This window comes from Chryseobacterium sp. MA9, assembly GCF_024399315.1.
Taxonomy (GTDB): Bacteria; Bacteroidota; Bacteroidia; order Flavobacteriales; family Weeksellaceae; genus Chryseobacterium.
In genome coordinates this window covers 1215837-1229343 of the sequence record NZ_CP075170.1, presented here as the reverse complement: position 1 = coordinate 1229343, position 13507 = coordinate 1215837, and the positions used below count along the sequence as shown (strand labels likewise).

General features: G+C 37.2%; 12 protein-coding genes. 2 read left to right on the top strand and 10 right to left on the bottom strand.

Annotated features, from left to right (window positions below):
- Positions 1 to 64: 64 nt before the first annotated feature.
- The 10 genes from KIK00_RS05580 to KIK00_RS05535 all read right to left on the bottom strand — a co-directional run bounded on the left by KIK00_RS05580 (position 65) and on the right by KIK00_RS05535 (position 9948).
- A complete protein-coding gene (locus KIK00_RS05580; protein ID WP_255815571.1) occupies positions 65 to 523 on the bottom strand; it encodes a hypothetical protein in 459 nt (152 codons plus the stop codon).
- Positions 524 to 544: 21 nt separating this feature from the next.
- Positions 545 to 1723 (bottom strand): hypothetical protein, encoded by a 1179-nt coding sequence (locus KIK00_RS05575; protein ID WP_255815570.1) that lies wholly within the window; start codon positions 1721 to 1723, stop codon positions 545 to 547.
- A gap of 192 nt (positions 1724 to 1915) precedes the next feature.
- Positions 1916 to 2749 carry a type 1 glutamine amidotransferase gene (locus KIK00_RS05570; protein ID WP_255815569.1) on the bottom strand — a complete coding sequence of 278 codons (834 nt, stop codon included), beginning with the start codon at positions 2747 to 2749 and terminating at the stop codon, positions 1916 to 1918.
- A gap of 33 nt (positions 2750 to 2782) precedes the next feature.
- Positions 2783 to 3901, bottom strand: a complete 1119-nt coding sequence (locus KIK00_RS05565) for a carboxylate-amine ligase (protein ID WP_047374342.1) — start codon at positions 3899 to 3901, stop codon at positions 2783 to 2785.
- A 29-nt stretch (positions 3902 to 3930) separates the two neighbouring features.
- Complete coding sequence (locus KIK00_RS05560) at positions 3931 to 4884, bottom strand: RimK family alpha-L-glutamate ligase (protein ID WP_255815568.1); 954 nt, start codon at positions 4882 to 4884, stop codon at positions 3931 to 3933.
- A gap of 54 nt (positions 4885 to 4938) precedes the next feature.
- Positions 4939 to 5652, bottom strand: coding sequence for an alpha/beta hydrolase-fold protein (locus KIK00_RS05555; RefSeq protein ID WP_255815567.1), 714 nt, complete (start codon positions 5650 to 5652; stop codon positions 4939 to 4941).
- Positions 5653 to 5680: 28 nt separating this feature from the next.
- Positions 5681 to 5959 (bottom strand): hypothetical protein, encoded by a 279-nt coding sequence (locus KIK00_RS05550; protein ID WP_255815566.1) that lies wholly within the window; start codon positions 5957 to 5959, stop codon positions 5681 to 5683.
- A 3-nt stretch (positions 5960 to 5962) separates the two neighbouring features.
- A complete protein-coding gene (locus KIK00_RS05545; protein WP_255815565.1) occupies positions 5963 to 7177 on the bottom strand; it encodes an acetyl-CoA carboxylase biotin carboxylase subunit family protein in 1215 nt (404 codons plus the stop codon).
- A gap of 141 nt (positions 7178 to 7318) precedes the next feature.
- On the bottom strand, positions 7319 to 8734 hold the full coding sequence (locus KIK00_RS05540) for a leucyl aminopeptidase family protein (protein WP_255815564.1): 1416 nt from the start codon (positions 8732 to 8734) through the stop codon (positions 7319 to 7321).
- Positions 8735 to 8826: 92 nt separating this feature from the next.
- The gene (locus tag KIK00_RS05535) at positions 8827 to 9948 is read right to left on the bottom strand and encodes an alpha/beta hydrolase (protein ID WP_255815563.1); all 1122 of its coding nucleotides are present in this window, start codon (positions 9946 to 9948) and stop codon (positions 8827 to 8829) included.
- A 198-nt stretch (positions 9949 to 10146) separates the two neighbouring features.
- Here KIK00_RS05535 and glgB point away from each other — a divergent pair, with 198 nt between their 5' ends.
- Together glgB and KIK00_RS05525 are read left to right on the top strand one after the other, a co-directional pair.
- Positions 10147 to 12093 carry a 1,4-alpha-glucan branching protein GlgB gene (glgB, locus tag KIK00_RS05530; RefSeq protein WP_255815562.1) on the top strand — a complete coding sequence of 649 codons (1947 nt, stop codon included), beginning with the start codon at positions 10147 to 10149 and terminating at the stop codon, positions 12091 to 12093.
- 3 nt (positions 12094 to 12096) lie between these two features.
- A complete protein-coding gene (locus tag KIK00_RS05525; protein ID WP_255815561.1) occupies positions 12097 to 13503 on the top strand; it encodes a glycogen synthase in 1407 nt (468 codons plus the stop codon).
- Positions 13504 to 13507: the final 4 nt, after the last annotated feature.

Genomic DNA, 13507 nt, shown 5'->3' with positions numbered 1-13507 from the left:
ATTCATAGAAGGTCACAAGAATAAATAAAAAAATAAACCTCCGACATTTCGGAGGTTTTGTTTTTTATAAGCTTTCCCAGGTTTTCTTTATGCTCTGCATTTTCACGAGATAGAAATACAAAGGAATGAGTTCTAATCTAAGCGTAAAACTGATCGTTGGAATGGTAAATGGAATTATTGCCATCATAATGAGACAGATAGCAATTCCTATGATGGCATCAACTATTGCAGCTTGTACTGCCCATTTTTGTTCAAACCAAAGTCCGTAAGCAACAATACCTTTGAACAGGAAAAGGAAGCTGATCAAAAGTCCTGTCATTGAATAAGGATGATTAGCATTGATCCCATATATCGATAAAGAGATATGAGTCAGCAGAGAGCCTGCAATCAATAAGATAGCAGATATTGCGCTCCCGATTAAAAAGAACCATAAGAAAACTTTAATCCAGGTGGGTAATAAGTTTCTTCTTCGTGTTAAACTGTTGTTGTCAAATTCAGCAAAAGCTGTCGACTTTTCTTCCATGTATTATTAGTTTTAAATTTTTTATCCAAAAAATGCATTTGAGCTTCCAATCCAGATGGCATCTTTTTTATTGAAATCTACATTTACCATGGCGGCTTTAGTCATTCTCCCAAGATTTTCCAATAGGATAGGGCGTTCGTCATTTTCCCGCCAAATATACAACAAACGGATCTCTGCTTTTGAAAATTCTCCGTTGATATCTTCAAAAATAGGTTCATAATACACTTTTCTCTGCAGAATATAGTTTTCTTTGTCCTGAATGGAATCTGTAATCTCTTTGGTAGGATTTAAATTAACACCACTTCCTGCGAATGAAAATAAAGGTTTCAATACAAAGTCTTCAAGGTTTTCATTTTCCGGAAATTCATGTAAGAAATAGCTTTTCGGAACAAACTGGTGTTTTAATAATGGTAAAAGGAATTTTGAGATTTTAAAGAACCAGTTTGGATGAGTGATCCATTTGACATCGACCTCTTCACGGAAATCAAACTCAGTGGCAAGATCTGGAATATTGTCCAGTTCATCAAATATAACACGGTTGTAAATTCTTTTGATTTCTATCAGATTTCCATTGTTTTCATAATACAGCTTTTTGCCTTCTTTCTTTACTTTTGTCAGACATACTGTTTTGATTCCTAATAATTTCTCTGTTAAAGCAAAATCAATGGCCGTTTTTTGTTTTTCCGGGAAGATCTCAAGCAGGATTACATTTTCAGGATTTTCATCTCCTACAATAAGTTCCTTCAAGTAGTTTTTAAAGGTTTCATGAGGCATCGGATTTTTGAGTTCCGAAAGAAAAGGGTAAACTTCACAATAAGTTTCTTCATACACTTTCTGAAAAGCATACAAAGAGGGAAACGCCTGAAGTTCTATCAGCTGAGGTTCTATTGCTCCGTTTTCACTTTTGCAAACTCCAAAATCTATCGTGAAAAAATGAGGCTGATCCGTATCATTGGGAACTTTGCAGTTATCAGGGATTGCTTTACGAAGTGTTTCTGCAGGCATTGCCTTAATCTGACTGATAATACTTTCACTGGCATCAATAAGTTTATTTTCAAATTCTTTAGTCAAGAAAATAGGGCTTTCTGAAACCCTGAAAATAGGTGCAGTACCTCCTTTTTCTGCAAGTATATTTTTTAATTGATTGTACTTTTCATCTGAGAACTCCTGATTATACTGTTTTCTGTATTTTGGAATCATATTTTTTTTCTTTGTGATGTTAAAAAAATCGAACATTTCTGCCCGATTGTTATAGTAAGCTGCTGGAAGTTGGAAGCTGGGAGAGGGAAGTTTTTAATTCTGAAATTTAAATTATTAGTTTATAAATAAAAGAATAATAAATAATCTTAACCGATAGTAACTTCCAGCATCCTTCTTCCAGCTTCCAGCCTTTTAAGCCAAAGTCTCAGCTCCTTTCAAAATGTTTTTTTTTGCAAACTGAAGGAATCTCGGAAGTATCTGATGTCTGGTCAGAATGATTTTATCTTCATCGTCTATTCTGTCGATAGTTTCAAGATATTTTTCCATACCGAAATTTTCGATCATGGCTTCTCTGTTTTTTTCATCTTTCAGATTTTCGATCAAAGATTCAGGATTAGCTTCAGGGTGAAACTGTGTTCCGAATATCTCATCTGAAAAACGAACCGCCATTATCGCTCTTTCCAGATTGATATGAGGACGGAATTTTTCAATCGCCATGATGGTCATTCCAAGTTCTTCAAAACGTTCATGACTCGGTTCAATAAACTGATAAGCTCTGGAATCTACTGCATAAAAAGGATCCTGAAGATTTTTGAACAAAAACTCTTCTTTGCCTTCGTCTGTTTTATGGACAGGCATTACTCCGAAAGAATAAGATTTTCTTTTGCAGATATTACCCAGTTTCCAGTGAATACTTGCCAGTTGGAATGAGTGACAGATAAGGAAAAGATATTTTTTATCTTCATTATATTTATTATGCTCAAAAACAGAATCTAAAAAATGGGCAAATCTGTCTTCCCAGGCAAAGCCTTCACGATGTGGATTTCCCGGACCACCTGAAGAAATGAAAATATCAAAGTCTCCAATCTCCGGCATTTCATCTTTAAACCTCACATCAAATGTCTTGATGACAACATTTTCTTCAGAGTTCTGCTGAAATGCTTCAGAAATTTCTTTAATGTTCCTAAAACCTTGATTCACATGATTGTTGTTCATGTCCAGCAGAGCAATTCGAATATCTTTCATTACATCATATTTTTTGTAAAGTTACCAAAAATATTATGAAGCAGGTTCACCATGTGTTATGCCATACTCCGTTTCAGAGATCATATAATCAACGACTTTCGTGAGATCACCTGTTTCCTTAAAGATCTGAAGCTGCCTGTCTGCGCCGGTTCCGTTTTCAAGAATCTTCCAGGCATATTCCACTTCGTGGCGGCATCCCAAATCGTCTACCACATCATCAATGAATTCTAAAAGTTCTTTCAATAAATGAGGATATGGAACAGATTCTTCTTTTCCAAAATCAATCAGATGGGCTTCAATACCGCTTTTAGAGGCACGCCATTTATTTTCATTCAGCAGCAGTCTTCTGTAGCTTCTGAAGCTCAGGTTTTGCTGGTGAAGTTTATAGATTTTGGCAACGAGACTCTGCATGATAGCAGCAAGGCATACCGTTTCATCAATTCTCAGCGGCATATCACAAATTCTGAATTCAATTGTAGGGTAGAACGGATGTACCCGTAAATCCCACCAGATTTTCTTGGCATTGTCGATGGTTCCTGTTTTTACAAGAAGATCTACATAGCTGTCGAATTCTGCCAGAGAGTTAAAATAACTCGGAATACCGGTTCTCGGGAATTTCACGAAGATTTCCTGTCTGTAAGATTTAAATCCTGTGTATCTTCCGATCCAGAATGGTGAATTGGTAGAAAGAGCATATACGTGAGGAAGAAAGTAACGCATTACATTCTGAATTCTCACGCCTTCTTCACGATTAGGAATCCCAATGTGGACGTGCAGTCCGAAAATAAGATTTTCACGGGCTACATCTCCCATATCGTCCACGATTTTGATGTATCTTTCTCCCTGGGTGATATTGTTATCTGACCAATGTGAAAAAGGGTGGGTACCTCCTCCGGAAACCCGCAATCCTTGCTCATGAGCAATGTTGATAAGATGACGTCTTAAATTAGTCAATTCTGCTCTGGCTTCCTGAATATTCTGGCAGATCCCTGTTTCCATTTCAATCATGGATTCGTGCATTTCGTGTTTTAAATTTTCACTTAAAACCGCTTTGCCACCCTCAATGATTTTTGAAACGTGAGAAACCAGATCTCTGCTTTCCACATCAATGATCTGATATTCTTCTTCAATTCCAATAGTAAACTGATGCATTTTTCTTGTGTTTTTTATTTCTTTCAATGTTATTTTATGGAATCTTTCACAAAGGTTCCCCAAGTAATATTAGGTTTCCCAGGAACATATTCTTTAGCTTTTTCTATAGCCAGTTTTGCAGCGTGCTCTATAATCCATGCAAAATTTTCTTCTCCTACAGAATTTCGGTCTGCATCTGGAGCCGGGTTGCAGAAGTCAATGGCATAAGGGATGCCGTCTCTTACCGCAAATTCTACTGTATTGAAATCATATCCCAACGCTTCATTCATAGTAATGGTATAATCATGAATGGTTTTTAGTAGTTTTTCAAGTTCTTCGCCTTGTGTCTGATGAGTCGTGGCATATCTCAGGTGAGGAGCATTTCTGGGCTCGTAAGGCATGATGTGGACATATTTTCTGCCCAGGCAGTAAACTCTGTAATAATCATCAAAGATAATTTCTTCCTGTACCATCATTACAAGCTGTTCTGTTTCTCCCAATTTGTTCCAAAGATCATCCGGGTTTTCCACTCTGTACACATTTTTCCAGCCACCACCGTCGTGAGGTTTCATGTATGCCGGAAATCCTACATAATTAAAGATATATTCCCAGTCGTGCGGAAATTTCAGGTTTCTGAATGAAGTTTCAGAAGTATTGTCAGGTCTTTCGTGTGACGGAAGCAGAACGGTCTTAGGAAGCGGAATTCCAAGTTTAGACATCAGGGCATTGTTGAAAAATTTCTCATCAGCACTCCACCAAAACGGATTGTTGATTACATAAGTGCCATTAAGTGCTGCATTTTTCAGATAAGCTCTGTAAAAGGGAACGTCCTGTGAAATTCTGTCGATGATTACCGCATAACCATAATCTGCACCCTGTTCTAATTTGTCAATGGTAACGGGTTCAGCTACGATTTCTCCACCTCCCAGTTCATTCACTTTGTCTATAAATGCCCAGGGAAACGTGTCTTCCATACCGAAAAGAATTCCTACTTTTTTTGTCATAATTTTTGTTTTTAAGATGGGTGTATATTTTTTTCTATTTGCCTTTTTATTGTTTTAAGAGAAAAATGTTCCTATGAAGGTTGGAAAGACCATTCTCCACAGCGGCCAGTCGTGGCCTATCCATTTTCTTTCGTCATACCAGAAGTCTATCCCTTTCAGTCTTAAAATTTCAGCCATTTCAACGTTTTTATCTTTGCAGATATCCTGATCAGAAGTGCTGAGTACAATATGCATGTGTTTATATTTCCAGGCATCATCATTTCTTACAAATTCCCTGGGGCAGTTGAAATATACTATTTCATCAGAATAGCCATCCATGAAATTTCTTATGCTGAACGCTCCGGAAAGACAAAACAGATGGGAAACCACATCAGGAAACCTGAAAGCAAAATTGGCAGCGTGATATCCTCCAAAACTTGCTCCGGCTACTGCTACGCGATGGGTTTTATGAAGTTTCTGAATATAGGGAACAAATTCCTTGATAAGAAACTGTACATATCGTTCATAGTTTCTTATTCTTTGCTGAGGAGAAATTTTGTCATCATAAAAACTCCAGCTGTCGATGGTCTGAACATTGTAAAGTTTTACTTTTCCCTGTTCTATAAACCAGTTGATACTTCCGTTAAGATGAAAATCATGATTTTGGGTGTATTGTCCCTGGGAAGTAGGAAACATAATAATAGGGTGGCCGTAATGCCCGGTCACTTCTACCTGAAGACTTGTTCCCAATATATTTGAATAATACTCTGTATGTTCTATGTGAGGCATTTTTCCTTGTTTAATTTTAATACTGTACTTATATTAATTTGATAAATTCAATTCCTCCAAGCTGATCTTTTTCCAAAATATCCAGTACGATTGTTCCTAATTTCGGATGTTCGAGGATTATATTTTCTTTAAAGATCCATTTTGATCCAGTTTTGTTGGCATGAGTTGAGTCAACGAATCGATAATATGCTTTGCTTTGCCATTTTCCCGGATCTATATTCTCTAAATTACATTTTAGTACGGAATCTTCTGGCAAATTGTATATTATGAATTCAATAACATTTTGAATATCAATGTCACTCTTCATTTTTTAGGAACTCAACTTATTGCTTTTGGGAGGCAGAATGTTCAGCATATCTGCATGAATCATATCTGCAGCAGAATCCAGCCTGTCCTGTACAACGGAGGCATCTCCGGATTTGTAAACAATTCCTACATGGTAATCTATCGGAAGGAATTTTACAACTTCTTCACATTCAAAATTACTGTAATCCGGTTCTTTATCTTTAATCAAAGCAACAATCAGCCCCGAATAATATCCTGTAGGTGGTGAAACACTGTAATCATTTCCTCTCAGAAGGGCATCTTCAATTTTAGCCCATTCTCTCCAGATATTAATACCGCTTGAGGCTTCTACAAGATCAGGAATATGAGCACCACCAACTCTTGATGAGGTTTCAAGGAAGTACCATTTCCCATCTTCTCTTCCTCGGATAAATTCTGTATGGGTTGCGCCATTAATCAATCCAAAATTGGAAAGAACTTTGGCATTAATTTCTTCCAATGCCTTAAACTCCTCGGAATATCTTCCTAAAGTCTTGGATCGGAATACTCCGCCTTCATGGGAAACCTGCATAGGAGGAGCAAGGTATTTTGAAGCAGAAGTGAATACAATTTTTTTATTAAAAGTAAGGCTGTCTACATGGTAAACGTCTCCGGGTTTAAAACTTTCCAGTAAAAAAAGATGGCGTTCTTCTCCCAGTGTCTCTAGCGCCTCATAAAGTTGTTCCTTGGAAGTTATTTTCTTGATTCCTGATGCTGAAGCTTCAGAACGGGGTTTCAGTACCCATGGTGCAGGAACGCGGTCTGTAAATTCATTGACTTCATTATCATTGAATACAGCTGTAAATTCAGGAACACTGATCTCTGAATCTTTTGCTTTTTGGCGCATAGCCAGTTTATCTCTGAAATATCTGTGTGTAGTCTGTCCCATTCCCGGAATGCGGAATGTTTCCCTGATTAATGCAGCTTTTTCTACGTCATAATCATCCAATGCCACTACAGCATCTACTTTTCTGGTTTTCATCAGGTGGGAAAATCCCTGAATCAGATGTTCCAGATTCCATACGGACGGTTTGAGTTCTGGCATATAAAATACCTCATCAATTGCGTGCCAGGGCCAGTTTTTTTCTTTAAGATTTTCTGAGGTTACTAAAATGATTTTATTGCCGAGATTCTTCATTTCGTCCATAAAATCGTAGCCTTTGTAATAGCACGAAATACACACAATAGTTTTCTTCTCCATATAATGTTTTTTAATGTTTAGTGAATTTTCAAAAATAAAAGCATTTGTTTATTATTTTATTAATACTAAAAAATGTAATATCGTGCGTTTTTGAAAATTCACTAATCAATTATACAGAGTTTTTTTGTAAAAAACTAATTTTTAGTGATAATTTTCAATTAAGTTCACGAGTAGTTGAACCCCGAAACCTGTTGCTGCTTTTTCTTTGGCATAGCCTACACTTCCGAAGGCTACTCCGGCAATATCCAAATGAGCCCATTTAGGGTGGTTTTCAATGAATTGCTCTAAGAATTTTGCTGCAATAATGCAGTCCCCAACAGGCTTCATAGAGATGTTTTTCATATCGGCTACATCAGACTGAATATCGTCTTTCCAGACGTCCCATAAAGGGAGATTCCATACTCTTTGATTGGTTTGATCTCCGGTTTTTATCAGATTATTTTTCAGCTCCTCATTATTGGAGAACATCGCGGCACAAGTGTCTCCAAACATGCGTACAGAGCTTCCTGTTAAAGTAGCCAGATCAATAAGAAAATCTGTTTTGTAGTTTTTAGAAAGATAAGATAATCCGTCTGCAAGGATTAAACGGCCTTCGGCATCAGTATCAAGTACTTCAATGGTTTTTCCGTTGTAGGCTGTAATCACATCACTTGGAAGCAGGGCTTTTTCTGAAACAGCATTATCTGTAATAGGAAGAACAGCAATAATGTTCACAGGAAGTTGCATTTCTGCAGCATAAATTAAAGTTCCCAAAACAGCTGTAGCGCCTCCCATATCAGATTTCATATAATGCAGATTGGCAGAGCTTTTTATTGATATTCCTCCAGTATCAAACAATACACATTTTCCAACCAGTCCGAAAGTCTTGGCATTTTTAACCGTAGTTTTATATTCTAAAATAGTGAACGCTGCATCATAAGCGCTTCCTTGATTGACTGAAAGATAAGCGCCTAATCCTAGCTCTTCACATTTCTTCCTGTTGAATACTGTATATTTTAATTCATATTTTTTTGCCAAATTTTTAAGGTATGCGCTTAAGATATCCGGTTTTTTAAGATTGGCAGGTTTGTTAAGCCAGTCCTGGCAAGTGGTCTGTCCGTTAATCAGAGCTTCTGTTTTCTGGCTGATATGGTCTAATTTTTTCTGGCTTACATTTTCAAAATGCAATTCAAATTTTGTATTCCAGAAAGTATGTTTCTTCTCAAAAGGGTAATTATAAGTTCCGGCTAAAAGTCCCTTTACAAATTCCTCAAATTGTTTTTCATTCATGAAGTCTGCCAGAGCTAATGTAGGCACTGCATGAAGTTTTTCTTTCTGTGTTTGTGAGAATTTGGCCGCAACCTGCTGGATTTCGAAATTTTGTAACGTAGATTTTCCTAATCCAATGAAATAGGTAATTCCTTCTTCATGAGCATTGATGAAAACTTCATACTTCTTTCCTGTAAAAAAAGTTGAAATGTTTTTATTGAAATTTTTACTGGATTTTGTCCATTCTTCCTCTGTAAATAGGTGGAAGACCTGAGTGTAATTTTTGTTTTTTTTATTAATTAGTTTCATAAATAGATGTTATATTTTTCTAAGATCATACACAATCGCCTTCTTCATTTGTTCTTGTCTGTCTGAAAATCTTCTTCAGTGATTTTACAAGCTTAGTTTTTAATGCTTTGTTGTTGTGGCTTTACTTCAACAGGGTTTTCTGTATTGTCATAGAACAGCCATTCAATGGCTCTTGGAAACTCCTGTGACCAGTAAAATTCATTATGGGTGCCCTCAGGATTGATATTGGTTTTAAATTCAAAATCAAAAAGCTTTTTCTCTTCCCATCTTTTCAGATATTCTTCAAAAATATGAATTCTTTTGACCATTTTAGACCCTTCCTGACCACCTCCATAAAGATAAATTTTTGTTTTAAAAGGAACCCTGAAATTCATCATTGGGAAGTTATTGTTAGGTTCTACCCAAAGCGAAGGTGAGAAGATCAGTAATTTGGAATAGACTTCAGGATAAAGAAACCCACTGTATATGCTGATCAGTGCGCCCAATGAACTGCCTCCAATCCCGGTATTGTCGCGGTCTTTTTTTGTTCTGTAATTTTCATCTACAAAAGGTTTTAAAGTATCTGCAATAAAACGGATATATTTTTTTCCCTCAGAACCGTTGGCTACATGATCATTATCGAAAATATATTCTTTAATTCTTTCCTCACTGCCGTGTTCTATGGCAATGATGATAAGGTCACCACGGCCATACTCTGCAAGAATAGACAGCTTTTTATCAATTTCCCAGTTTCCGAAGCCACTTCCTTCATTGAATAAGTTCTGGGCATCCTGAAGATATAAAACAGGATATCGCTTATCTGTTGTATGATAATCATAGGGAAGCAGTGCCCAAACTTTACGGTGGCGGTCAAGCTGCGGGATATAAAAATTTTCGGAAATTACTTCAGCAATGGGATAATATTCTTCTTTGAACGGTCCCCAGTTTAATCTCCACTTTTCTATTGTATCAGAAGTTTTGCCGACAGATCTTTTTACTTTGCGGTTGGGAGTAATATTTCCATATTGGTCCAGTTCCACATTCTCCCAGCCTCCTTTTGTGAATTTATAATCAATTTCTTCTGGCAGAAGCTGATCTTCAATTTCTATAAAGTAATTGGAGGAGTCAGTTTGTGTAAGCTGGAAATTGTAGTCTTTGGGATTCCAGCTGTTGAAATTTCCGGTAATAAATACCGGTCTGTCATCTTTTTCTTCGGTATAAAGTTCAAACCTCATCGTGTGTGTTTAATAATGTTGATGTTAAATTTATAAAAAAAGATTGTTTTGAAATCATAAAAATGTGAGTTAAAAAATGATATATTTGATAGAAAGACAAAACACGAAATGATATTGATAATTATTTGATGAATAATTAATCGCTATTGTCAGTATTTTTCGTAGTTTCAGGGAAATTATAAATACAAACCGATCTTGATGAATTCTGTTAAAACCTACACGCTTTTCACCGATCATGATGTGTATCTTTTCAAAGAAGGTAGACATTATAAGCTGTATGGTAAATTTGGAGCACATTCTGCAGAAAAAGATGGCGTGAAGGGCGTGTACTTTTCAGTGTGGGCACCTAATGCAAAGAAAGTTTCCGTGATCGGAAATTTTAATAACTGGAATCATAAAGATCATATTTTGTTTCCAAGATGGGATGGATCAGGAATTTGGGAAGGATTTATTGAAGGATTAACCTGGGGAACATTATACAAGTATGCCATTGAAACAGCAAGAGGCGAGATCCTGGAAAAAAGCGATCCTTATGCCGTAAGCTGGGAACAGAATATTCAGGCGGCTTCCTTGGTTTCTACCACCTGGTATGAATGGAATGATCAGGAGTGGATGGATAAACGCTGGGAAAGAAACAGACTTGAAGCTCCTATATCAGTGTATGAGCTGCACCTTGGTTCCTGGGTGAGGGAAGGTGATAATCCGGGTCAGTTTTTAAATTATCGGGATATTGCGGAAAAGCTGGTTCCCTATGTCAATGAAATGGGTTTTACCCACGTAGAGTTTATGCCTGTGATGGAGTATCCATATGATCCAAGCTGGGGATACCAGATTACAGGTTTTTACGCAGCTACTTCACGCTTCGGTTCACCGCAGGATCTGATGTTTCTCATTGATGAACTTCATAAAAATAATATAGGTGTTATCCTGGATTGGGTTCCGTCTCATTTTCCGGGAGATGCTAATGGTCTTCACCGTTTTGATGGATCATATCTCTATGAACATGAAGATCCTAGAAAAGGTTTTCATCCCGATTGGAAATCCCATATTTTCAATTACGGAAGAAATGAAGTCAAATCTTTTCTGATTTCAAATGCTATGTTCTGGCTGGACCGCTATCATGCTGATGGATTGCGTGTGGATGCCGTAACTTCAATGCTTCATCTGGATTATTCAAGGAATGAGGGCGAATGGGAACCGAATATCTACGGAACCAATGTAAATCTGGAAGCGAAAACCTTTCTGCAGGAATTTAATACTGCAGTTTATAAGGAATTTGGAAATAATATCATGACCATAGCGGAGGAAAGCTCAGATTTCCCTATGCTTACAAAACCCGTGCATGACGGTGGAGTAGGATTTGGAATGAAATGGATGATGGGCTGGATGCATGACACTTTGGATTATTTCAAAGAAGATTTTGATAATCGTAAATTCCATCATCATAAGCTGACGTTTGCTTCTATGTATATGTATAATGAAAATTATATGATGCCTTTGTCACATGATGAAGTCGTACACGGAAAAGCAAGTCTGATCTATAAAATGAAAGGTGATGAATGGCAGAAATTTGCCAATCTGCGCACCTTATATGTATACATGTATACCCATCCCGGAGCCAAACTGCTTTTCATGGGGGATGAATTCGGGCAGACGAGTGAATGGAACTTTACCCGAAGTCTCGACTGGCATTTGCTGAAATATCCTGTTCATAAAGGAATGCAGGAAATCGTTAAAGAACTGAATCACCTGTATACATCAGAATCTGCCTTTTATGAAAATCAGTTTGATAAACATGGTTTTGAGTGGGTAGAAGCAGATGATCTGGAAAACTCAGTGTATGTATACCTGAGAAAAGGAAAACGAAAAGATGATGTTGCTATGGTAGCTCTAAATCTGGCTCCCAAAGTACTGGATTATAAAATCGGGATTCCTGCAGGAACTCATTGGGAGGTTGTTTTAAATTCTGATGATGAAAAATACAGCGGAAGCGGAGTAGAACCTGAAATTCTGGAAGAAAAGGATGAAGAATGGAGAGGATATCCAAAATCAATGACTGTGAAATTACCGCCATTGGCAGGAATTATTTTAAGACAGAAGAAAGATAAAAAGTATAAATTACACAGAATTAAACACAAGAGATAAGGAATGGTTGTTTATCATTTAAGTACAGAATGTTATCCTGTAGCAAAAGTAGGTGGTCTTGCGGATGTAGTGGGAGCACTGCCAAAATATCAGAATAAAATTAAAGGAATAGAAGCCAAGGTAGTAATGCCATGGTACAACAAGCCCTTTATATATGACCATGAATTTGACCTGGTTTTTGATGGATTTATTCATCAGGGAACCAATATGCTACAGGTTCAGGTGTTGAAAGAAAAGACAGACGTTTTGGGATTTGAACTGTATATGGTAAGAATTCCCGGATTATTAGATAGAGATAACCCTTACGGATATCAGGATGAAAGTTTCCAGTTTATGGCTTTCCAGCATGGAGTGTTACACTGGCTGTGTGCCATGGAAATCCGTCCTGATGTTTTACATTGCCATGATTATCATACCGGTTTGGTTCCTTTTATGGTGGAAAACTGTTCAGAATTCGGATTCTTAAAAGGAGTGAAAACAATAGGAACCATCCATAACGGAGAATATCAGGGAATGATGAGCTGGGGTATGGCCAACTATATGCCGTCTTTTGATTCTTATAAATGGGGACTCATGGATTGGAATGGATTAATAAACCCTCTGGCCAGTATGATCAAATGTGCTGATGCCTTTACCACCGTTTCAGAAGGATATCTGGAAGAGCTTTTTATAAGCTTTCGCGGATTGGAAAGCCTCGTTCGCCAGGAATTTGGAAAAGCATATGGAATCATCAATGGTATTGACACTGAAGTCTGGAACCCTGAAACCGATCCTATGCTGGATTTTAATTTTAACAGTAAAAACGCAGTAGCTCAAAAGAAGAAAAATAAAGAACAACTGTGCAAAGAATATGGATTGAAGCCGGAACTACCTTTATTTGCCTTTATTGGAAGGTTTGCCACAGAAAAAGGAGCCGATCTTTTACCGGATGTAGTATGGAAAAGTATTAAACAGAGCTACGGAGCTTTAAATATTATGATTTTGGGTTCTGGTAATACCTATATTGAGAATAAGCTAAAGGAATATGATTATACCTATACCAATTTTGCTCTGGATCTGGGATATAAAGAACATCTTTCCCATAAGATTTATGCCTCGGCAGATTTTCTTCTGATGCCTTCAAGGGTAGAACCTTGCGGATTGAATCAGATGTATTCCATGAGATACGGAACCGTTCCAGTGGTAAGGTATACAGGAGGCCTCAGAGATACCGTAGAAGATATCTCAACCGGAGGAGCAGGACTGAACTTTACTTATCCGGGTGTAGATGATGTTGTACACGCGATGAACAGGGCAATGGCAATTTATAATCAAAAAGGAGTAATGGAAGATCTTATCCATGCCAACATGAATTTTGACTTTGCATGGGAGAAATCTGCAGAAAAATACATAGCTTTATATAATAGCTGATACA

Bases quoted from the DNA above. Each gene is read 5' to 3' on its own strand.
- KIK00_RS05580 (WP_255815571.1), bottom strand. From the start codon at position 523: ATGGAAGAAAAGTCGACAGCTTTTGCTGAATTTGACAACAACAGTTTA.
- KIK00_RS05575 (WP_255815570.1), bottom strand. From the start codon at position 1,723: ATGATTCCAAAATACAGAAAACAGTATAATCAGGAGTTCTCAGATGAA.
- KIK00_RS05570 (WP_255815569.1), bottom strand. From the start codon at position 2,749: ATGAAAGATATTCGAATTGCTCTGCTGGACATGAACAACAATCATGTG.
- KIK00_RS05565 (WP_047374342.1), bottom strand. From the start codon at position 3,901: ATGCATCAGTTTACTATTGGAATTGAAGAAGAATATCAGATCATTGAT.
- KIK00_RS05560 (WP_255815568.1), bottom strand. From the start codon at position 4,884: ATGACAAAAAAAGTAGGAATTCTTTTCGGTATGGAAGACACGTTTCCC.
- KIK00_RS05555 (WP_255815567.1), bottom strand. From the start codon at position 5,652: ATGCCTCACATAGAACATACAGAGTATTATTCAAATATATTGGGAACA.
- KIK00_RS05550 (WP_255815566.1), bottom strand. From the start codon at position 5,959: ATGAAGAGTGACATTGATATTCAAAATGTTATTGAATTCATAATATAC.
- KIK00_RS05545 (WP_255815565.1), bottom strand. From the start codon at position 7,177: ATGGAGAAGAAAACTATTGTGTGTATTTCGTGCTATTACAAAGGCTAC.
- KIK00_RS05540 (WP_255815564.1), bottom strand. From the start codon at position 8,734: ATGAAACTAATTAATAAAAAAAACAAAAATTACACTCAGGTCTTCCAC.
- KIK00_RS05535 (WP_255815563.1), bottom strand. From the start codon at position 9,948: ATGAGGTTTGAACTTTATACCGAAGAAAAAGATGACAGACCGGTATTT.
- glgB (WP_255815562.1), top strand. From the start codon at position 10,147: ATGAATTCTGTTAAAACCTACACGCTTTTCACCGATCATGATGTGTAT.
- KIK00_RS05525 (WP_255815561.1), top strand. From the start codon at position 12,097: ATGGTTGTTTATCATTTAAGTACAGAATGTTATCCTGTAGCAAAAGTA.